Origin of the sequence: Actinoplanes sp. CA-131856, from assembly GCF_050956135.1 — a bacterium.
Classification (GTDB): Bacteria; Actinomycetota; Actinomycetes; order Mycobacteriales; family Micromonosporaceae; genus Actinoplanes.
The window spans coordinates 4,536,513-4,555,834 of the sequence record NZ_CP191849.1 but is presented as its reverse complement, the minus strand read 5'-3'; the positions used below and the strand labels follow the sequence as shown (position 1 = coordinate 4,555,834).

Here is a 19,322-nt window from a genome sequence, read left to right as displayed (position 1 = left end):
TGGTTGCGCCCGCAGCAGCGAGCGTGGTTAGGGTAGCCTCACCTAAACTCATGATCAAAAGCAAGATCAAATTTCGCTGGGAGGCACAGTGCGCATCGGCCGCGCCGCGGTGACGATCACCGCCCCGGTCTTGCTCGCAACCCTCGGAATCGGCGCCCCCGCGCAGGCCGCGAAGCATCTTTCGGTCTCCAAGACCAAGGGCTTGACGCGCGCTGGCGAGACCGTGACGGTCTCAGGCAGTGGCTACGACGTGACCAAGGGCATATACGTGGCGTTCTGTGTGGACAACGGCGCGGGCGTGGTGCCCTCGCCGTGCGGCGGCGGGGCGGACATGTCCGGCTCCTCCGGCTCGTCCGCGTGGATCTCCTCCAACCCACCCTCGTACGGCGAAGGCCTGGCCAAGCCGTACGGCAAGGGCGGCTCGTTCACGGTGAGCATCGCCGTCAGCCAGATGATCGGCGACGTCGACTGCGCGGTGAAGGCGTGCGCGATCGTCACGCGCAACGACCACACCCGGACAAGCGACAGATCTCAGGATGTACGCATCCGGGTGCGCTTCGCGGCGGCCTCCGCCACCACGCCCACGGCGAACGCGCCGGCCGCCACGGTGGCCCCCGCCCGCACGTCCGGCGGTTCCACTTCGTCCGGCTCCGGCTCTTCCGGCTCTGGCTCTTCCGGTTCCGGCTCGACCGGCTCCGGCTCCTCCGGCTCTGACTCGACCGCGCCGGCCGCCGGTGGCCAGAAGACGCCGGCCGGGCCGCCGAGCGTCCAGCTCGCGACCGCCCCGCCGGTCGCCACGACGGCCGTGGCCATGGACACCGTGGACTCGACCGCGCTCAACCGCACCAGCTCGGCCACCCCGCTCGGCCACTGGTGGGCCATCGGCGGGGCGTTCGCCGCCGGCATGCTCGGCGCCGCGGTGATCGGCCGGCTCCGTCGCCGGCGGTCGCCCGCCGCCGGCACCTCCGCCGGCGGTGCCGGCGGCGTCAAGGAGGAACTGTGATCCGCCGTACCACCGCCGCTGTTGTCCTGGCGGCTCTCCTGCTCACCGGCTGCACCTCGGTGAGCGAGGTCGGCGCCGAGCCGGCCGCCGCCTCGAACGGCTGCGGCATCTCGACCGCCAAGCTGACCAGCGAGGATGTCACCCCGCTCGACCCCAAGCCCGTACCCAAGCTGCCGGTGACGGTCGCCTCGGCCGACGGCCGCAAGGTCACCGTCAAGAGCGCCGACCGGATCCTCGCGGTCAACCTCTACGGTTCGCTCGGCGAGCTCGTCTTCAGCCTCGGCCTGGGCTCCCACGTGGTCGGTCGCGACACCTCGACCACGTTCCCCTCCGCGGCCAAGCTGCCGTTGGTCACCCCGCAGGGCCACGACCTGTCGGCCGAGGCGATCCTCAAGCTCAACCCGACCGTGATCCTCGCCGACGACAGCATCGGACCCGCGACCGCGCTCGAGCAGATCCGCCAGGCCGGCATCCCCGTCGTCATGATCGACGACCAGCAGACCATGGCCGGCGTCCCCGAGCACATCCGCGCCGTGGCCGCCGCCCTCGGCGTCCCCGAGGCCGGCGAACGCCTCGTCACCCGGGTCCAGTCCGAGATCGAAGCGGCCAAGAGGACGGCGCCCACCACTGGCACAAAGCTGAAGATCGCTTTCCTGTACGTCCGCGGCACCGCCGGCGTCTTCCTCATCGGCGGCAAGGACGCCGGTTCCGACGCCATGATCGAGGCGATCGGCGCCCAGGACGCGGGCTCGGCCGCCGGCCTGAAGAAGTTCCGCCCGTTGACGAGCGAGGGCCTGATCAACGCCGCCCCCGACGTCATCCTGGTCATGACCGAGGGCCTCAACTCGGTGGGCGGCGTCGAGGGCCTCCTCAAGCTGCCCGGCGTCGCGCAGACCCCGGCCGGCGTCAACCGCCGCATCGTCGACATGGACGACGGCATCCTGCTGAACTTCGGCGGCCGCACCGGCAAGGCCGTGGAGGCCCTGGCAAAGGCGGTCTACGGCCCATGCAGCTGACCACGCCCCCGCAGCCGCCGTCCGTGCCGCCGAAATCGGCACGGGTGATGCGACTCCGGGTTCCGGCCCACCTGCGCGGGCCGGCCCGCATCGGCCTGATCGGCGGCCTGGCCGTCGCCCTCGTCGCGGTCTGCCTGCTGGCGGCCGGCCGCGGCCAGGTGCCCATCTCCCCGGCCGAGGTGGCCGGCTCGCTGCTGCACCGCCTCGGCATCGACCTCGGCCCGGCCCCGTCCGCGGTGCAGGGCGAGAACGCCCTCTGGCTGGTCCGTTTCCCCCGGGTCACACTGGCCGTCGTCGTCGGCGCCTCCCTCGGCTGCGCCGGCGCCCTCATGCAGGGCGTCTTCGGCAACCCGTTGGCCGAGCCCGGCGTCATCGGCGTCTCCTCGGGCGCCGCGGTCGGCGCCGCCGCCGCGATCGTCAGCGGAGTCACCGTGTTCGGCATCTGGACCACGGCGGCCGCCGCTTTCCTGGGCGGCATTCTGACGACCTTCATGGTGTACGCCATGAGCCGCGCCAACGGCCGCACGGAAGTCGTCACCCTGGTCCTCACCGGCGTGGCCGTCAACGCGACGGCCGGCGCCCTGCTGGGCCTGCTGATGTTCCTGACCGACGACGACGGCGTACGGGCCATCGCCTTCTGGCAGTTGGGCAGCCTGGCCCAGGCCACGTGGGGCGCCGTCTCGGTGGCCGCACCCTGCGCGCTCATCGGCCTGGGCGTCTCGGTCGTGATCGCCCGGCGCCTCGACCTGCTGGCCCTCGGCGAGGCCCCCGCCCGCCACCTGGGCGTGGACACCGAACGCCTGCGCCTGATCGCCATCACCGCCACGGCCCTGCTGACCGCGTCGGCCGTGGCGTTCACCGGCATCATCAGCTTCGTCGGCCTGGTCGTCCCGCACCTGATCCGCATGGTCGCCGGCCCCGGGCACCGGGTCCTGATCCCGGCCAGCGCCCTGGGCGGCGCGGTGGTCGTGGTGCTGGGCGACCTCATCGCCCGCACCGCCATCGACTATCAGGAGCTTCCGTTGGGCGTCCTCACCGCGGTGGTCGGTGGCCCCGCCTTCTTCTGGTTGCTGCGCCGCACCCGGGCCAAGTCGGGAGGCTGGGGATGAGGGCGACCGGCATCGAGGTCGTCCTGGGCGGCCGCAAGGTCGTCGACGGTGTCGACCTGCACGCCGAACCGGGCGAGGTGGTGGCCCTGGTCGGCCCGAACGGCGCCGGCAAGTCCACGCTGCTGGCGGCCCTGTCCGGCGATCTGCCCACCACCGGGCGCATCGAGATCGCCGGGCGCGACCTGAAGTCGTACAAACGAATCGATCTGGCCCGTCAGCGCGCCGTGCTGCCGCAGAAGTCGGCGCTGTCGTTCCCCTTCACCGTGGGCGAGGTGGTCCAGATGGGCCGTGCCCCGTGGTCGGGCCGCCCCGAGGCGTCCGAGGACGACGAGGCCGTGGCCGAGGCCATGCGGCGCACCGAGGTCACCGGTTTCGCCGCCCGGCCGTTCCAGTCCCTGTCCGGCGGCGAGCAGGCGCGGGTCGCCCTGGCCCGCGTGCTGGCCCAGCGCACCCCGCTGCTCCTGCTGGACGAGCCGACCGCCGCCCTGGACCTGCGTCATCAGGAGCTGGTGCTCCAGGTCGCCCAGGAACGTTCCCGGGCCGGCGCCGCCGTGATCGTGGTCCTGCACGACCTGGGCCTGGCCGCCGCCTACGCCGACCGCGTCTACGTCCTGGCCGCCGGCAAGGTCAGGGCGGAGGGCCCACCCGCCGGCATCTTCACCGAGGACCTCCTGACCGACGTCTACCAGCACGACGTGGAGGTCCTCCCCCACCCCCGGACCGGCACCCCTCTGGTGATCCCCCGCCGGGCCGCCCCCTCGATGTAGGGTCGGGCCGGTTCCGAGGTCGGAGGTTTGGTGGTGCGGTCGGCTCTGGTGGTCGGGGGTACCGGGCTGATCGGGCGCGCGGTGGCGCGCCGCCTGGTCGCGGCCGGGTGGCGGGTCACCGTCACGGGCCGGGACCCGGGGCACATGCCCGCCGACCTGGAGGCGGCCGGGGTGCGGTTCCTGGCGGCCGACCGTGACGACGCCGAGGCGATGGCGGCCGCGGTCGGAGGCGGGCTCGACTTCCTGCTCGACGGCGTGTGCTTCACGGGCGCCCAGGCTCGGCTGCTGCTTCCCCTGCTCGGCGACGTCGGCTCCACGGCCATGATCTCCAGTAAGGCGGTCTACGTGGACGCCGACGGCAACCACGTCAACTCGGAGGCGCCTCCCCGGTTCGAGGGCCCGGTGACCGAACGGCAGCCCACCATGAAGCCGGGCGACATGCCGTACAACTCCGCCGAGGGCTACGGCGCCAACAAGGTCGCCGCCGAGCACGTCCTCCTCGACAGCGGCCACCCCGTGACGGTGCTGCGCCCGTCAAAGGTCCACGGCGAGGGCGCCGCACCACCCCGCGAGTGGTATTTCGTGAAGCGCGCCGTGGACCGCCGCCCCGCAATCCTGCTGGCCGCCCAGGGCCGGGGCGCCGACCACCCGTCCGCCGCCGTCAACATCGCCGCCCTGGCCGAAACCGTGGCCGAGAACCCCGGCCGCCGCATCCTCAACGCGGCCGACCCCGACATCCCCGACGGCTTGGCGATCTCCCGCACGATCGCAGAGCTGACCGGCCACCAGTGGCGCGAAGTCCTCCTGGACGACGACGCCCCACCGCAGCTGGGCCGCCACCCGTGGCACAGCAGCCCACCGATCGTCCTGGACACGAGCGCCGCCGAGGCCCTGGGCTACCGCCCGGCCGGCGACTACGCCACCACGGTCACCCACGCCGTCGGCCCTCTGCTCGACCATCTCGCCCGTGACCCCGCCTGGACACCACCGGGCGTCGACACCGAACTGACCGCGACCTGGTTCGACTACACAGCCGAGGACGACTGGCTCGCCGCGCTCTGAGCGGAGATTTTCGTCAGCGTCGTGCCGCGAGTCGGCCGGCGAAGGGCGCGGTCGTAGCCATGCCCGTCGGGCTACGCGACGGAACAGACGACGAGCACCGGCGGCCAGGCGCCGGTTCCGATGGCACGGCTCGTTGCACAGCCGTGCGCCCGAGGCGGATCGGATTCAGCGGCGTGCGGACTTCGTGGGCCGGCGGGCGCCCTTGGCCGGCTTGTGTTTGGTGATGGGGCTTCGGGGGCCCGGGCTGGAACGGCGGGAGGCGGGCCGGGGGCGGGCCTCCGCGTGGGGGAACACGAACTTCTTGAACGCCCACAGGCGGAAAGCCATGGCCAGCAGCGTGCCGAGGATGATGCCGCTGACGAAGTCGGCGATCTCCTGGACGGGGCGGCTGACGTCGGGGACGCGCAGCAGCAGGACGTAGCGGGACACCCAGAGCGGGATCAACGTGAGCACGATGCCGACGCCGCTGACGGCGAAGAAAAGCAGAGCCTCGTGATGCTGTTCGCGCCCACCACGGGTGCGGAAGGACCATTCGCGGTTCAGCACGTACGACAGGATCGTCGTGAGCACGGTGGCGATGGCCAGAGCGGTGACCGGCTTCTCGTGCAGGACGGTCAGCTTCAAGGCGTAGTTGATGAAGGTCGTAGCCAGGAAGCACACGCCGCCGACCATCAGGAACTTGGCCGCTTCGTGGTGCTTGCTCCACAACCGGTTGAGCCACATTCCCGCGATCTTAGGCCAATGACCCAAATCGCCTCCCTTCCCCCAATAGTGATCCGCACCGCGCCGACCGAGCCATCAGCAAGCTGAGCTGCGAAAACGATCGAACCCAGCGCAGCAGATCAACGGCACACACCAAGCGGCGCACCCGGCGGTCGCGGGGAAGGTCGGCGGGCCATCCGGGTCGAGGAAGGTCGGCGGGCCATCCGGGTCGAGGAAGGTCGGCGGGCCATCCGGGTCGAGGACGGTCGGCGGGCCATCCGGGTCGAGGAAGGGCGGCGAGCGGCGGACGGCGGGCGGCTGGCCCGAGGAAGGGCGGCGGGAGGCGGGCGGCGAGCGGCCGGCGCGACGGAGGGCGGCGAGCGGCCGGCGCGACGGAGGGCGGCGAGCGGCCGGCGCGACGGCGAGCGCGAGGAAGGACGGCGGGCGGCGAGCGGCGCGAGGAAGGGCGGCGAACGGCCGGCGCGACGGCGAGCGGCGGGCAGCCGGCGCGAGGAAGACGGCGAGCGGCGCGAGGAAGGGCGGCGGGAGGCGGGCGGCGGGCGCCAGGAAGGGCGGCGGGAGGCGAGCGGTGGGCGGCCGGCGCGACGGCGGGCGGCGGGCGGCGGGCGCCAGGAAGGGCGGCGAGCGGCCAGCACGACGAAGGGCGAATAGCGGCGAGCGCGAGAAAGGTGGCGGGCGGCAGGCACGACGAAGGGAGGCGAGCGGCGAGCGGCGGGCGTGAGGAAAGGAGGCGGGCGGAGGGCGTGAGGAAAGGAGACGGGCGGCCGGCACGACCAAGGGCGGCGGGCGGCGGGCGTGAGGAAAGGAGGCGGGCGGAGGGCGTGAGGAAAGGAGACGGGCGGCCGGCACGACCAAGGGCGGCGGGCGGCGGGCGGCGGGCGTGAGGGAAGGAGGCGGGCCGGCCGGCGGGGGCCGGCCGGCGCCTGTGGAGACGCCGCGCTGCTGTGGTGGGAACGGCCTGCGTGGTGGCGGCGACGGGTTGGGGAGGACGGGGCTATTTGCGGTTGTAGAGGCGCATTGTTATGGCTCCGAAGATGACTACCAAGGCGGCGCTTGCCAGCAAAGTCCACATGATCTCGGGCATGTCGGGGTTGCCTGCCATGATCGAGCGGATGGCCGTGACCAGGTGGGTGATGGGGTTGACCTTCACGAAGGCTTGTAGCCAACCTGGCATCGTCGAGGGCTCGACGAAGACGTTGCTCAGGAACGTCAACGGGAACAGGACCAGCATGCTGACGCCCATCACCGATTTCTCGGAGCGCAGCAGCAAGCCGAACATGGTCCAGATCCAGGAGAAGGCGAACGAGAAGACCACCAGCAGGCCGATGCCGCCCAGCACGCCCATCACGCCGCCGCCGGGGCGGAAGCCCAGGATCAGGCCGACCACCATGATGGTGGTGGCGGCCAGGATGTAGCGCAGGACGTCGCCGAAGATCATGCCGACCAGGGCGGCCGGGCGCCACACCGGCAGGGTGCGGAAGCGGTCGAAGACGCCCTTCTCGATGTCGGTGTTGAGGCCGAGGCCGGTGTACATCGTGATCATGACGACGCTCGTGACCATGATGCCGGGGAGGAAGAACTGCAGGTATTCGCTGGTGGAGCCGGCCAGCGCGCCGCCGAACAGGTACGTGAACATCAGCGTCATGATGATCGGGAACGCGGTCACGTCGAAGAGCTGCTCGGGAACGTGCTTGATCTTCAGGACGGCCCGCCAACCGAAGATCAGCGACGCCGCCAGGGCGCTGGGACGTGACGGCGCGGCGCTGCGGGACAGCACCGCGCTGAAGGTGTCGGTGGACGGCGTGTAGGTGGACGACGTGGTGGTCATGCCGACACCGCCTGGGACGTGGTGGAGGTCAGGGCCAGGAAGACCTCGTCGAGGCTCGGCTGCCCCAACGAGAAGTCGTCGACGACGATGCCGGCGTCGGCCAGGCGGGCCAGCGCCCGTGACGCCTGCGCGGCCGCGCCCTGTGACGAGCCGTCGGCCCGGGCCGTCAGGGCCACCGGGTCGGCCTCGAGCTGGACGACCGTGCCCAGCTCCTCGGCCAGCACCCGCTCGGCCTCGGGGCGCTGGGCGGCGTCGCGCAGTCGCACGTGGACCGTGCCGGCGCCGATCGACGACTTCAGCTCGCCGGTCGTGCCCTCGGCGATCACCTTGCCGTGGTCGATCACCGCGATGCGGCCGGCCAGCTGGTCCGCCTCGTCGAGGTATTGCGTGGTCAGCAGCACCGTCGTGCCGTTGGCGACCACGATGCGGATGATGTCCCACACCTGGTTGCGGCTGCGCGGGTCGAGCCCGGTCGTCGGCTCGTCGAGGAAAAGGAGATCGGGCGTGTTCAGGATGCTGGCCGCGATGTCGATGCGCCGCCGCATGCCGCCCGAGTATTTCTTGATCTGACGGTCGGCCGCGTCGGTCAGCCCGAACGCCGCCAGCAACTGGGCCGCCCGGTCGCGGGCCGCGCTCTTGCCGTGCCCGAGCAGGCGGGCCAGCAGGACGAGGTTTTCGGTGCCGGTGAGATCTTCGTCGACCGACGCGTATTGCCCGGTGAGGCTGACCCGGCTGCGCACCGCGTCGGCGTCGCGGACCACGTCGTGGCCGAAGACCCGGGCGGTGCCGCCGTCGGGGCGCAGGAGCGTCGCCAGCATCCGCACCACCGTGGTCTTGCCTGCTCCGTTGGGCCCGAGAAGGCCGTAGACCGTGCCCGAGGGGACGGTCAGGTCGACGCCGTCGACCGCGCGGTTGTCGCCGAAGGTCTTCACCAGACCTGTGGTTTCGATCGCCGGTGGGTTCATGCCCGCCATGGTGCCAAAGGGGTGTGACATTTTTCTCTCCCGGGCGCGACCGGAGGCGTACGGTAACTCCAAGGAGTGGCGATGGAGCTGCGAACCCGGCTGTTGATTCTGCGATGCGACTTCCTGCTGCGCCGCGCGAACCACAAGCGCCGCCGGCGGCTGGCCGCCGAGCTCGCCATGTACCGCGGACATGACGAGCTGAACGACCTGCACGCGCTGCTGGACACCTATCCGGACGGGCAGACCCACGAGATCCGGGAGATCCTGTTCAGCCAGGCTCTCAGGCGCGCGCGATGAGCACCGGGCACTCGGCCCGCTGCAGCAGCCGGGTGCCGACCGGTCCGAGCAGCGCGCCCTGCTGGCGGGCGCCGGCCACCACGAGCTGAGCCTCGCGGCACTGTTGCAGCAGCACCTTGTCGGGCTTGCCGCCGATCACCTCGCGGGTGGCCCGCACCTGCGGATATTTCTCGCGCCAGGGGTCGAGCTGGAGGTCGATCTCGGCCCCCAGCGCCTCCTCGGCGACAGAAGAAGGCGACGTCCCGCCCTCCCGCACGGTGACCGCGATCAGCGGCGCCCCGCGCATGGCCGCCTCCTCGAAGGCCCGGCCGATGATCGTGGACGCGTCGGGGTCGCTGTTGACACCGACCACCACCGGGCGGTCGGCCGGCGGCTCGCCGCCGCGCACCACGACCACGCAGCAGTGGGCCTGGGTGGCGACCTGACTGCACACCGATCCGTGCGCCTGCCCGAAGAAGCCGCGGTCACCGTGGCTGCCGAGAACGATCAGCGCCGCCTCCTCGGACGCGTGGACCAGCACCGGAACGGCGTATCCGGGCAGCGCGACCCCTCGCACCGAGACTCCCGGGGCGACGGCCCGGGCCTGCATCACCGCCGTGTGCACCACGGAAGCGTCGGCGTCGGCCGGCTGCGCGTCGAACGAGAAGGAGTCCTTGCGGTGGCGGGCGATCAGCACCCGCAGCTCCGCCTGGCGCATCCGTGCCTCGCCGGCGGCCCACCGCACCGCCGCCATGGAACCGGCCGACCCGTCGACGCCGACCACTACCCTCGTTTTGATCATGGCGTGTCCCTCCTCTTTCAAGGAAAGACCCATCGGGAGGGGGTTATCAAGACGCTGTTCAGGTGGCGATAGCCTGACTCTCATGATCATCGTTGCGAACGTTCTGGTCGCGCTCGTCGCGCTGATCCACATCTACATCCTGGTGCTGGAGATGTTCCTCTGGACCAGCCCGCGCGGCCGCGCCGCGTTCGGGACCACGCCCGAGTTCGCCCAGCAGACCAAGACGCTCGGCGCCAACCAGGGTCTCTACAACGGCTTCCTCGCGGCCGGCCTGATCTGGGGCCTGATCGACGGCGCCGACGCCATCAAGATCTTCTTCCTGGTCTGCGTGGCCGTCGCGGGCGTGTTCGGCGCGGCCACGGCCAGCCGGCGGATCATCTACGTGCAGACGCTTCCCGCCGCGCTGGCCCTGGCCGCAGTACTGATCAGATAATCAGTCCTCCACCCGGAAGCCGATCTTCAGCCGAACCTGATAGTGAGCGACCTCCCCGTCGACCACCTGCCCGCGGATCTCCTGCGTCTCGAACCACTCGATGTTGCGGACGGTCTGGTTGGCCTTGGAGATGGCCGTGCGGATCGCGTCGTCGACGCTGGTCGGGCTGCTGCCCACGACCTCACTGAGGCGGTACACGTGGTTGGTCATGCGCCTCAGCTTCCGCTCACCGTTCCGGTCAGCACAAGGTCGGGCGTCACGTGCAGCTCGACCGACTCGTCGGGCTCGGCCAGCGTGTCGGTGATCGTCGGGACGACGAGCGATCCCGTGTCGGAGCCCGGCTCGAAGACCGCCCAGGGCAGCGCCGGCGTCGAGGAGAGCGGCCGCGACGGCTCCGGGTCCTCCCACGCCACGTCCATGAACCAGACCGGGTCGACGTCGGTGCTGGAGAGCTCGGCCCCGGCCGGCGGTTCCGGCGCCGCGCCCACGAAATAGGCCGACTCGACCGGCGCCGACAATCGCAACTCCCAGCTCAGCGTTTCGCCCTCGGCCTTGCGGACCGATGTCACGGCCGCGCTGACCACCGGTTCCGGATCGTCGTTCTCGACGGTTATCCCGCCGATGTAGTCGCGGATCTGGAAGCCCCGCTCGGCTTTCGCGAACAGATATTGGCCCTCCCCTTCCCCGTACATCTCGTCGCCCTCGACCCGCAGCGGCACGGTCAGCGAACGGTCGACGGTGACCAGCCAGGTCTTCGTCACCTCATAGGTGACCGCGTCGACCAGGAAGAACCGCACCTGTCCCTTTCCGCGGCCGGCCACCTTCACCGGCACCTGATAGGTCTTCACCCCCGAGTCGCCTTCGTCGACGGTCAGATTTCCGATGTCGAGTTGCGGCAGGTTCGGGGTTCCGGTGGGCGGGGTCCCCTTGCCGTACGCCCACGCGTCGAGCACGAAGGCCGGCCCGGATCCGGAGAATTCGAGCGCTTTCACGGTCAGGCGCGGAATCGGCAACCGGACCTCCTGGCCCCAATACGAGGTCGTCAATTCAGTGCCGGGCAGACCATTCAGCCGTACGTCTCCCAGCCGCACCCGGCGACCGTCAGCCGCGACCGCCGTCACGCCGAACGACGTGCCACTGGTGTTCGGCGGAACGATCACCCGAAGGGCCAGCGTGCCGCTGTCCACCCGCACCGGCCGGGGCAGCTGGGCCCGTTGCGCCGTTCCGGAGAGCGACACCGCGTAGCGGCCCGGCTCGGGCACGATCGGCCCGAACGTCGTGAAGTGCCCGATCCGCGAGTCGATGTCCTCCGGATCGAGGCAGGAGCGGGCGGCCACGTCCGTGACCTGCTCACAGATGCGCACACCCTTGACCGCGGGACTCGGGATCAGCACCGGGCTGCGGTTCCCGCCCAGGGCGTGTGTCAGCACCCGGGCCGGGTCGGCCGACGGCGCCCGGACCCCGCTGCCGTCGAGCAGCGGCAGCACCCGGTCGTCGTCCTGAACGAACAGCCGCGCCGCGGCCGCGATGTAGGTGGCGCCGGCCGTCTGCTGCTGCGCCGCCGTCAACCGGGTGGGCGTTCCCGGCGAGCACACCGCGTCCGGCTCGTCACCGCTGTAGAAGTCGTCCCACGCGGGCGCCGCCGCCTGTCCCGGCGTCCATTCCGTATTGAAGAAATTGTGGTTCGCCCCGACCATGTAGATCGCGCTGTGCACCGCCTTGCCCCGGCTCACGCCCCGGGTCTCGTCGACGTACATCTGACCCTGAAGGTCGAAGACGTCACCGTCACAACCGGGCAGGATCGTCGCCGACGGCACGTCCGGCACCGGGTTGTGCCCGAACAGCGTCGGCCCGATCAGCAGCAGCCCGCGAATGGTCCACCGTTTGTCGACCGCCATGGCGGCCCGGCTCACGCCCTCACCGCCGCGCGAATGCCCCACGAGATAGACCTTCGACAGATCGACCCGGCGGTCGGAAGCGAGCAGCGCGAGGTGGTGACGGACCAGTTCGGCGCGGGCCTGCGCGCCGCCGTCCTCGCTCGCCCAGTCCTGCCCGTTGATGCCGTTGGCCGAGATGGAGACGGTCACGTATCCCTGCGAGGCGAGCAGTTCCTGCGCCTGGAGATAGCCGCGGTAGCTGGGAATCGGCAGCGTCCCTTCCGGGCACGGCCATTCCTGCGGAACCTCCTCGCTGTTTCCCTGATAGCAGACCGAGTGCCGGCCGTGCAGGAACAGCGCGAGGGGCCGTTTCCCGGTCGCGCCGACCGGCGCCACGACGACGGCCTTCGTCTCGACCGGCGCGGGATATTCGAGCTTGACCGGAGCCACGTCGTATTCCGAGGTGGCCGTCCGATAGGGCCCTGGCACACCGGGGTCGACACCACCGGAGGGGGACTGCGGAGGGACGACAGTTTTCTGAGAGCGGCGTGGGGCAGGCTGAGCGTCGAGTCTCTTACCGGCGGCCCGCACCGAGAGTTCGCCGACCGGAGCACCGGTGGCCAGGGAGAAGGTCCGCCCGTCGGAATGCGGTTTCGCCTTTCCGAGCAGCCGGTCGCCCGACCAGAATTCGACCGCCGCGTCGCCCATCGGCACCCGTTTCGCGGCCGTCCAGGTGAGCTTTCCGTCCACCACGGACCAGCCACCGCCCGGGTCCGGGGCCGTCGGTGGCGCGGCGACCGCGCTCCCGGCGATACCTACGACCAGTGTCACGGCGACCGCCGCCGCCGTCAGTAGTCTTCGCATGGAAGCGTGTCTATCTCACACCCGCAACCAGCTCGAAGATCGTCGAATCATGGCACCATGACACGATGGCTGAGGCGACGACGCGTACGGCATATCGGACCTGCCCGCTCTGCGAGGCCGCCTGCGGCCTGGAGCTCACCATCGCGGCCGATCGGGTCGTGGCGGCCCGCGGCGACCGCGACCACGTCTTCAGCCACGGCTTCGTCTGTCCCAAGGGCGCGACGTTCGGCCAGCTCAACGACGATCCCGACCGGTTGCGCCGCCCGCTCGTGCGCCGCGACGGCCGGCACGTCGAGGTGAGCTGGGAGGAGGCGTTCGAGGTGGTCCGAGACGGCCTCGGGCCCCTCCTTCAGACGTACGGACGAGACGCCGTCGCTCTTTATCTCGGCAACCCGAACGTGCACACCATGGCCGGCGGGCTCTACGTGACCCCGCTGGTCAAGGCGCTGGCCAGCAGGAACGTCTTCTCGGCGAGCACCGTCGACCAGATGCCCAAGCACGTGTCCTGCGGCTATCTGTACGGCAATCCCCTGGCCATCCCGGTGCCCGACATCGACCGCACCGACCTGCTGCTCATCCTGGGCGCCAACCCGTGGGAGTCCAACGGCAGCCTGGCCACGGCGGCCGACTTCCCGGGCCGGCTGCGGGCGATCCAGCAGCGCGGCGGCCGTTTCATCGTGGTCGACCCGCGGCGCACCCGCACGGCCGAGAACGCCGACGAGCACCTGTTCATCCGGCCCGGCACCGACGCGTTCCTGCTCTTCGGCATCGTGCACACCCTGTTCGCCGAGAATCTCACCGACGTGGGTCCCCACATCACAGGCGTTGAGGAGGTACGTCTCCTCGCGCGAGATTTCCCGCCCGAGGCCGTCGCCGCGGCGTGCGGCGTGCCGGCCGACCGGATCGCCGGGCTGGCCCGGGAGCTGGCCGCCGCGCCGAGCGCCGCCGTCTACGGACGGATCGGCACCTGCACCGTCGAGTTCGGCACCCTGACCAGCTGGCTCATCGACGTGGTGAACGTGCTCACCGGCAACCTCGACAAGCCCGGCGGCGTGATGTTCCCGCTGGCCGCGCACACCCGCAAGCAGAGCCGCCCCGGCGGCAAGGGCTTCCGGGTCGGCCGCTGGCACAGCCGCGTGCGCGGGCTGCCCGAGGTGAAAGGCGAGCTGCCGGTGGCGGCGCTGGCCGACGAGATCGAGACGCCGGGCGACGGACAGGTCCGCGCCTTCGTCACGGTCGCCGGCAACCCGGTGCTGTCCACGCCGAACAGCGGGCGACTCGACCGGGCCCTGTCCGGGCTCGACTTCATGGTCAGCGTCGATCCCTATCTGAACGAGACGACCCGGCACGCCGACGTGATCCTGCCGCCGACCGATCCGGCCCGCAAGGGCCACTACGACTTCTCGTTCCTGGCCCTGGCCGTGCGCAACTTCGCCGCGTACTCCCCCGCGGTGCTGCCGGCCGATCCGGGCAGCCTGGACGAGTGCGACATCCTGGCCCGGCTCACCTCGATCATCGCGGGCCGCGACACCGATCCGGCCGTCGTGCACGAGCAGATGCTGACCGCCCTGCTGGAGAAGGCGGCCGGCCCGCTCGGGCGGGAGGCGGCCGGCCTGCGGGCCCAGGTCACCGGTGACCATCCGGCCGAGCGCCTGCTCGACGTGGCGCTGCGCACCGGCGCGTACGGGGACCTGTTCGGCGTACGGCCGAAGGGGTTGACCCTGGAAAAGCTCCTCGAAAGCCCGCACGGGGTCGATCTCGGACCGTTGGAGCCGCGGATCCCGGAGGTCCTGCGGACGACCAGCGGGACGGTCGAGCTGTGCCCGGAGCCGCTCGTGGCCGACACCGCGCGCCTGCGGGCGGCGCTGGAGCGGCGGCCCGACGATCTCGTGCTGATCGGGCGGCGGCATCTGCGGTCGAACAACAGCTGGATGCACAACGTTCCGGCGCTGGTGAAGGGCCGCGACCGGTGCACGTTGCAGGTCCATCCGGCCGACGCCGCCCGGCTGTCGATCAAGGAGGGCGACGAGGCTCAGGTGACGTCGCGGGCCGGTCTGCTGCACGCGACGGTCGAGGTCACCGACCGGGTCATGCCGGGGGTGGTGAGCCTGCCGCACGGCTGGGGCCACGGGGTGCCGGGCACCCGGATGCGGGTGGCGGCCGACCATCCGGGCGTGAACTCCAACCTGCTCACCGACGAGCTGACCATCGACCCGCTCTCGGGCAACAGCGTGCTCAACGGGATTCCGGTACAGGTCTGCGCCAGCGGATCTCGGTGATGGCGCGGCCGGCGACCCGGGTGACCTCGGCCGTGGCGCCGTCGATGTCGACCGTCTCGCCGGGCGCTGTCGGAATGTGCCCGAGCTTGGCCAGCACGAGGCCGGCCACGGTGGTGTAGTCGGCGTCCTCGAGGCGCTCGATGTCGATGCCGACGTCGGGCAGGTCGTGGATGGGGAACGTGCCGGGCATGAGCAGCGCGCCGTCGTCCTCGCGCACCACCGACTGCACGTCCCGGTCGGTCTCGTCGTAGATCTCCCCCACGACCTCCTCGACCAGGTCCTCCATGGTGACGATGCCGTCGATGGCACCGCGCTCGTCGACGACGAGGGCCAGTTGCTGGCGCTGGCCGCGCAGCTGCATCATCGCGTCGGAGACCTTGAGGCTCTCGGGCAGGAAGAGCGCGTCGAACATGTGGTCCCGCACGGGCCCGCGGGCGTCGATCAGGTCGCGCAGGTGGGTCACACCCAGCACGTCGTCCAGGCCCATGGGCCCGGTCACCGGGGCCCGGGAGTGCCCGCCGGCCACGAGCCGGGCCAGGGCCTCGGGGGCGGGCAGGTCGGCCGGGATCACCAGCACGTCACGGCGCGGCACCAGGATCTCGCGCAGCACCCGGTCGGCGATCTCGAAGGCGCCGCTGATGATCGTGCGCTGCTCCGGAGTGAACTCCTGCTGCTGGGTCACGAGATCGCGGATCTCCTCGGTGCTGACCTCCTCGCGGGTGGCGTTGGGGTCGACACCGGTGAGCCGTACGAGAAGGTCGGTCGACTTGCCGAGAAGCCAGTTGATCGGGCGGGCCAGCGTCGAGAGGAGATCGAGCGGCCGGGCCACCATGAGCGCCCAGCCCTCGGCCCGCTGCATCGCGATCCGCTTCGGGGCCAGCTCACCCACGACCAGCGTGAAGAAGGTCAGCACGATGGTGACCAGCACGATCGACACCGGCTCGGCGGCGCTCCCGAGGAAGCTCAGCGGACCGGTCAGCGGCTTGGCCAGCGACACCGCGGCCGACGCCGAGGCCAGGAAGCCGGCCAGGGTGATGCCGATCTGAATGGTGGCCAGGAACCGGTTCGGGTCACGCGCCAGCTTGGCCAGCGTCGCCCCGGTACGCGACTTGCGCTCCAGGCGCTGCAACTGGCTGTCGCGCAGCGAGATCAGCGCCATCTCACTGCCGGAGAACGCGGCGTTGAGCAGCACCAAGACCACGACCAGGACGATCTGCCATCCGTAGCTGCCCATGCCCGACTCCTCAGGACGCCGGCCGGTAGATGTCCGGCTCCAGATAGATCACCTTTGCCGAGGGTACGGCAGCGCGGACCCGCGCCTCGGCATCGTCGATGGTCGCGGCGATGTCGCGCCCCTCGTCCCGCGCCCCCACCCCGATCTTGGCGGCCAGCAGGAGCTCGTCCGGGCCGAGATGCATGGTGCGCAGGTGGATCACCTGGTCGACGCCGGGCGAGGACAGCAGCGCCCTCTCGATCGCGGTGATCTGCTCGGGCACGGCCGACTCGCCGATGATCAGACTTTTGGTCTCGGTGGCCAGCAGCACGGCCACGGTCACCAGCAGCAGGCCGATGCACAGGGTGGCGATGCCGTCGAACACGCCGTTGCCGGTGGCCACGCTCAGCCCCACGCCGAGCAGCGCGAAGAGCAGGCCGATGAGGGCGCCGCTGTCCTCGAGGAGGATCACCGGCAGCTCCGGGTTGCGGGTGCGCTTGATGAAGGCGAGCCAGTCCCGTTTGCCGCGGGTGCGGTTGGCCTCGCCGACGGCCGTACGCAGCGCGTAGCCCTCCAGGGCGGCCGCGATCACCAGCAGCAGCACCTCGTCAGTCTTTCAGGAGTTCCTTTTCCGCACTCCTCGGAACGGGCAGGCTCTCCTGTGGCAAGCGTCGCTCCAGCTCGTTGATGAGCAGGTGCAGGCGGGCGAGTTGCTCCTGCAGCGGCGGCTCGGCGGCCTTGGCCCCCCGGTTCTCGTCGTGGGCCTCCTGCAACGCGGTCAGCACCACGCCGACCAGCAGATTCGTCAGGAGATAACAGGCGGCGACCATGTACGACACGTAGTAGAGCACCGCCCACTCGGTCACCTCACGCCCGGCCTGCAACGTATCGGTGATGCCGTCGAGCGACAGCAGCAGGAACAGCGTGAGCATGGCCTGGCCGACCGTGCCGTACCGCTCGGGGTAGGCCTCGCCGAACATCATCCAGCCCAGGATGGCGTACCCGTAGAGCAGGATCACCGTGACCAGCAGGAAGCTGCCGAGCCCGGGCAGGCTGCGCCGGATGCCGATCAGGATGATGCGCAGGCTCGGGAAGAACCGGAACGTGCGCACGATCCGCGCCAGCCGCAACAGCCTCAGCAGTGTCACGTTCTCGCGCACGCCCGGCAGCAGCGGCGCGGCCACGATGACCAGATCGAACAGGTTCCACCGGTCGCGGAAGAACGCCGTGCCGGCGGCGCCGAACCGGATGAGCAACTCCACGACGAAGTACGCCACACAGGCGTACTCGATCGCGTGCAGAACCGGCCCGGCCGCCGCGACCACCGGATCGTACGTCTCGAGGCCGAGCGTGATCGCGTTGATCACGATGGCCGCGAACCCGGCGAGATTGAACCACGACGCCGCCACCAGACGGCTGCAGAAAAGGGCGGTGCGCGTCATCGCGGGAGAGCGTATCGCTTCCCTCAGCAGCGCCAGACGATCGGGCGGGTGGTCGTTTCGCTGGGCTGGTCGCCGGCTATGACGGTGCCGTCGGCGCTGATCGCGGTGGCCACGTCGTAGTCGCGGTCGGCGCTCAGGTGTGGCAGGCGGCGGGTCGAGAGGGTCGCTTCGCGGTACGGCGGAGCGGGTTCCGTCTTCGTCGTGACTCCCGCCACGACACCCGTGCGGGTGATGCCGGCGGCGGCCATGCCGGGCACCGGCTGGGCCGGTTTGCCGTCCATCTGCCAGCGGACGGTGGGGCCGGCCGCGTTCGGGCCCATGCGCGGCGAGGCGATGACACCCTCGCGGGTGGACGGACCGGAGGTGCCGACGATCCAGTCGCCCGTGATCGCGGTCGCGCTGCCCTCGCCCGTGCTGGGCAGGAATCCACCCTCGACCGTGGACTTCCACACGTACGGCTTACGGTCCGCGTAGCCGACGATCAGTTCCTCGTCCCCGATGCCGAGGGCGCCCGACTCCCCCGGCGCCTCCAGCAGGTGCACCTTCAGCGGGTCGGCGGCGGGCCAGAACGCCGCCCGCCCCGAGACCACCCCGACGATGTCACCTCGCGCGTTCACCGCGGTGGCGGTGGCGTTGCCGCCGGCCGGGACGGGCAGGTCGCGGACCTTGCCGTTCGTCCAGGCCCACGCGACCTGCCGCTCGCCCCGGGTGACGCCGCCGACGACCGTGCCGCCGGCGTTGACGCCGAGCGGGGTGGGCCCGAAGCCGGTGATGCCCAGGTCCAGAAGCCGGCCGTCGGCCCACAGCAGGGCCCGCCCCGCGGTCCCGGTCTCCTCCGAGGCCGGGACCGCGCCGGCGATGAAGCGGCCCTCAGGGTCGATCGCGGTGGTCGTCACCTGCTTCTCCCCCGACGGCATCGTCAGCGCGGCCACCTGGCACTCCGGCGGGGCCGGGGTGATCATCTTCTGGTCGGGCGGCCGGTTCACGGCGGCCACCACACCACCGACGGCCAGCACGCTGAACGCCGCCGCGCCCACCCGCCTGATCAGAAGGCGGCGGCGGCCGGTCCTCATCGCCCGGTCGATGCTCACGTCGAGCGGCGGCACATCCAGGTCACGCAGCGCCGCCAAGCGGTCAGTTCCCATGGTGCCTCCACTGTGCGGCGGCCACCGGCTCCTCGAGCAGGTGGCGCATCTTGGCCAGGCCCTTGGCGCTCTGGCTCTTGACCGTGCCGTCGCTGATGTCGAGCAGTTCGGCCACCTCGCCGACCGGCAGGTCGTAGACGAAGCGCAGCACCAGCACCGCCCGCTGCCTCGGCGGCAGCTTCTTCAGCGCCGCCACCAGCGCCGGACGGTCCTCGCTGTCGTGCACCGGCCGTTCGGGGATCTCGCCGGAGAGCCGGATGCGCGCCCACGGGCTCCGCTGCTCGATCAGGAACTGCCGCAGCAACATCTTGCGGACGTACGCGTCCACGTGCTCCACCGTGCGTATCCGCTGCCATCGCGTGTACAGCTTGACCAGCGTGTTCTGCACCAGGTCGGAGGCACGGTGAGCGTCTCCGCACAGCGTGTACGCCAGGCGCTGCAACCGGGGCGTCCCGGCCCTCGCGTATTCGACGTACTCACGCTCCACGTCCGCGCGCATCTTTCCCCCTTCGTCATGT

The 19,322-nt window shown here is 71.1% G+C and carries 19 protein-coding genes; 8 read left to right on the top strand and 11 right to left on the bottom strand.

Going from position 1 to position 19,322, the window contains the following annotated elements; translation table 11 throughout:
* Positions 1-88: 88 nt before the first annotated feature.
* From ACQP2X_RS20970 to ACQP2X_RS20950, 5 genes are read left to right on the top strand one after another with little or no spacing between them, the layout of a single operon-like run.
* Positions 89-1,003 (top strand): hypothetical protein, encoded by a 915-nt coding sequence (locus ACQP2X_RS20970; protein WP_498699441.1) that lies wholly within the window; start codon positions 89-91, stop codon positions 1,001-1,003.
* Positions 1,000-2,019, top strand: a complete 1,020-nt coding sequence (locus ACQP2X_RS20965) for a heme/hemin ABC transporter substrate-binding protein (protein WP_498699439.1) — start codon at positions 1,000-1,002, stop codon at positions 2,017-2,019. The genes ACQP2X_RS20970 and ACQP2X_RS20965 overlap by 4 nt, the downstream gene beginning before the upstream one ends.
* Positions 2,020-2,066: 47 nt before the next feature.
* Complete coding sequence (locus tag ACQP2X_RS20960; protein WP_498699438.1) at positions 2,067-3,128, top strand: FecCD family ABC transporter permease; 1,062 nt, start codon at positions 2,067-2,069, stop codon at positions 3,126-3,128.
* Complete coding sequence (locus ACQP2X_RS20955) at positions 3,125-3,895, top strand: heme ABC transporter ATP-binding protein (protein WP_498699435.1); 771 nt, start codon at positions 3,125-3,127, stop codon at positions 3,893-3,895. Before ACQP2X_RS20960 ends, ACQP2X_RS20955 begins: the two co-directional genes overlap by 4 nt.
* A gap of 33 nt (positions 3,896-3,928) precedes the next feature.
* Positions 3,929-4,957, top strand: coding sequence for an NAD-dependent epimerase/dehydratase family protein (locus ACQP2X_RS20950; RefSeq protein WP_498699433.1), 1,029 nt, complete (start codon positions 3,929-3,931; stop codon positions 4,955-4,957).
* A 165-nt stretch (positions 4,958-5,122) separates the two neighbouring features.
* Here ACQP2X_RS20950 and ACQP2X_RS20945 read toward each other — a convergent pair whose 3' ends face one another.
* The 3 genes from ACQP2X_RS20945 to ACQP2X_RS20935 form a co-directional block, all read right to left on the bottom strand.
* The gene (locus ACQP2X_RS20945) at positions 5,123-5,680 is read right to left on the bottom strand and encodes a GtrA family protein (protein ID WP_498699432.1); all 558 of its coding nucleotides are present in this window, start codon (positions 5,678-5,680) and stop codon (positions 5,123-5,125) included.
* A gap of 994 nt (positions 5,681-6,674) precedes the next feature.
* Positions 6,675-7,508 (bottom strand): ABC transporter permease, encoded by an 834-nt coding sequence (locus ACQP2X_RS20940; protein ID WP_498699429.1) that lies wholly within the window; start codon positions 7,506-7,508, stop codon positions 6,675-6,677.
* Positions 7,505-8,473 (bottom strand): ATP-binding cassette domain-containing protein, encoded by a 969-nt coding sequence (locus tag ACQP2X_RS20935; protein ID WP_498699428.1) that lies wholly within the window; start codon positions 8,471-8,473, stop codon positions 7,505-7,507. The genes ACQP2X_RS20940 and ACQP2X_RS20935 overlap by 4 nt, the downstream gene beginning before the upstream one ends.
* Before the next feature lie 81 nt (positions 8,474-8,554).
* Here ACQP2X_RS20935 and ACQP2X_RS20930 point away from each other — a divergent pair, with 81 nt between their 5' ends.
* Positions 8,555-8,770: a hypothetical protein gene (locus ACQP2X_RS20930; protein WP_498699427.1), complete on the top strand. Its 216-nt coding sequence runs from the start codon at positions 8,555-8,557 to the stop codon at positions 8,768-8,770.
* Here the strand turns inward: ACQP2X_RS20930 and ACQP2X_RS20925 are convergent.
* On the bottom strand, positions 8,754-9,551 hold the full coding sequence (locus ACQP2X_RS20925) for a universal stress protein (RefSeq protein ID WP_498699426.1): 798 nt from the start codon (positions 9,549-9,551) through the stop codon (positions 8,754-8,756). The two genes, ACQP2X_RS20930 and ACQP2X_RS20925, sit on opposite strands and share 17 nt — an antisense overlap.
* A gap of 82 nt (positions 9,552-9,633) precedes the next feature.
* Here ACQP2X_RS20925 and ACQP2X_RS20920 point away from each other — a divergent pair, with 82 nt between their 5' ends.
* On the top strand, positions 9,634-9,984 hold the full coding sequence (locus ACQP2X_RS20920; protein ID WP_498699424.1) for a DUF1304 domain-containing protein: 351 nt from the start codon (positions 9,634-9,636) through the stop codon (positions 9,982-9,984).
* On the opposite strand, the gene ACQP2X_RS20915 is transcribed toward ACQP2X_RS20920, so the two are convergent.
* Positions 9,985-10,194 carry a dodecin gene (locus tag ACQP2X_RS20915; RefSeq protein WP_498651808.1) on the bottom strand — a complete coding sequence of 70 codons (210 nt, stop codon included), beginning with the start codon at positions 10,192-10,194 and terminating at the stop codon, positions 9,985-9,987.
* Positions 10,195-10,199: 5 nt separating this feature from the next.
* A complete protein-coding gene (locus tag ACQP2X_RS20910; RefSeq protein ID WP_498699423.1) occupies positions 10,200-12,725 on the bottom strand; it encodes an alpha/beta hydrolase in 2,526 nt (841 codons plus the stop codon).
* A 65-nt stretch (positions 12,726-12,790) separates the two neighbouring features.
* Between ACQP2X_RS20910 and ACQP2X_RS20905 the strand changes: the two genes are divergently transcribed.
* The gene (locus ACQP2X_RS20905; protein ID WP_498699420.1) at positions 12,791-15,004 is read left to right on the top strand and encodes a molybdopterin oxidoreductase family protein; all 2,214 of its coding nucleotides are present in this window, start codon (positions 12,791-12,793) and stop codon (positions 15,002-15,004) included.
* Here the strand turns inward: ACQP2X_RS20905 and ACQP2X_RS20900 are convergent.
* From ACQP2X_RS20900 to ACQP2X_RS20880, 5 genes are read right to left on the bottom strand one after another with little or no spacing between them, the layout of a single operon-like run.
* Positions 14,961-16,238, bottom strand: a complete 1,278-nt coding sequence (locus ACQP2X_RS20900; RefSeq protein ID WP_498699418.1) for a hemolysin family protein — start codon at positions 16,236-16,238, stop codon at positions 14,961-14,963. The two genes, ACQP2X_RS20905 and ACQP2X_RS20900, sit on opposite strands and share 44 nt — an antisense overlap.
* A gap of 10 nt (positions 16,239-16,248) precedes the next feature.
* Positions 16,249-16,821 (bottom strand): cation diffusion facilitator family transporter, encoded by a 573-nt coding sequence (locus ACQP2X_RS20895; protein ID WP_498699415.1) that lies wholly within the window; start codon positions 16,819-16,821, stop codon positions 16,249-16,251.
* Positions 16,822-16,825: 4 nt separating this feature from the next.
* Positions 16,826-17,659 (bottom strand): ion transporter, encoded by an 834-nt coding sequence (locus ACQP2X_RS20890; protein WP_498699413.1) that lies wholly within the window; start codon positions 17,657-17,659, stop codon positions 16,826-16,828.
* 23 nt (positions 17,660-17,682) lie between these two features.
* On the bottom strand, positions 17,683-18,804 hold the full coding sequence (locus ACQP2X_RS20885; protein ID WP_498699412.1) for a hypothetical protein: 1,122 nt from the start codon (positions 18,802-18,804) through the stop codon (positions 17,683-17,685).
* Positions 18,794-19,303 (bottom strand): SigE family RNA polymerase sigma factor, encoded by a 510-nt coding sequence (locus tag ACQP2X_RS20880; RefSeq protein ID WP_498699409.1) that lies wholly within the window; start codon positions 19,301-19,303, stop codon positions 18,794-18,796. The genes ACQP2X_RS20885 and ACQP2X_RS20880 overlap by 11 nt, the downstream gene beginning before the upstream one ends.
* Positions 19,304-19,322: the final 19 nt, after the last annotated feature.

Excerpts from the sequence above, each read along its gene's own strand:
- ACQP2X_RS20960 (WP_498699438.1), top strand. The coding sequence starts at position 2,067 with ATGCGACTCCGGGTTCCGGCCCACCTGCGCGGGCCGGCCCGCATCGGC.
- ACQP2X_RS20955 (WP_498699435.1), top strand. The coding sequence starts at position 3,125 with ATGAGGGCGACCGGCATCGAGGTCGTCCTGGGCGGCCGCAAGGTCGTC.
- ACQP2X_RS20945 (WP_498699432.1), bottom strand. The coding sequence starts at position 5,680 with ATGTGGCTCAACCGGTTGTGGAGCAAGCACCACGAAGCGGCCAAGTTC.
- ACQP2X_RS20940 (WP_498699429.1), bottom strand. The coding sequence starts at position 7,508 with ATGACCACCACGTCGTCCACCTACACGCCGTCCACCGACACCTTCAGC.
- ACQP2X_RS20935 (WP_498699428.1), bottom strand. The coding sequence starts at position 8,473 with ATGAACCCACCGGCGATCGAAACCACAGGTCTGGTGAAGACCTTCGGC.
- ACQP2X_RS20930 (WP_498699427.1), top strand. The coding sequence starts at position 8,555 with ATGGAGCTGCGAACCCGGCTGTTGATTCTGCGATGCGACTTCCTGCTG.
- ACQP2X_RS20925 (WP_498699426.1), bottom strand. The coding sequence starts at position 9,551 with ATGATCAAAACGAGGGTAGTGGTCGGCGTCGACGGGTCGGCCGGTTCC.
- ACQP2X_RS20920 (WP_498699424.1), top strand. The coding sequence starts at position 9,634 with ATGATCATCGTTGCGAACGTTCTGGTCGCGCTCGTCGCGCTGATCCAC.
- ACQP2X_RS20915 (WP_498651808.1), bottom strand. The coding sequence starts at position 10,194 with ATGACCAACCACGTGTACCGCCTCAGTGAGGTCGTGGGCAGCAGCCCG.
- ACQP2X_RS20910 (WP_498699423.1), bottom strand. The coding sequence starts at position 12,725 with ATGCGAAGACTACTGACGGCGGCGGCGGTCGCCGTGACACTGGTCGTA.
- ACQP2X_RS20905 (WP_498699420.1), top strand. The coding sequence starts at position 12,791 with ATGGCTGAGGCGACGACGCGTACGGCATATCGGACCTGCCCGCTCTGC.
- ACQP2X_RS20900 (WP_498699418.1), bottom strand. The coding sequence starts at position 16,238 with ATGGGCAGCTACGGATGGCAGATCGTCCTGGTCGTGGTCTTGGTGCTG.
- ACQP2X_RS20890 (WP_498699413.1), bottom strand. The coding sequence starts at position 17,659 with ATGACGCGCACCGCCCTTTTCTGCAGCCGTCTGGTGGCGGCGTCGTGG.
- ACQP2X_RS20885 (WP_498699412.1), bottom strand. The coding sequence starts at position 18,804 with ATGGGAACTGACCGCTTGGCGGCGCTGCGTGACCTGGATGTGCCGCCG.
- ACQP2X_RS20880 (WP_498699409.1), bottom strand. The coding sequence starts at position 19,303 with ATGCGCGCGGACGTGGAGCGTGAGTACGTCGAATACGCGAGGGCCGGG.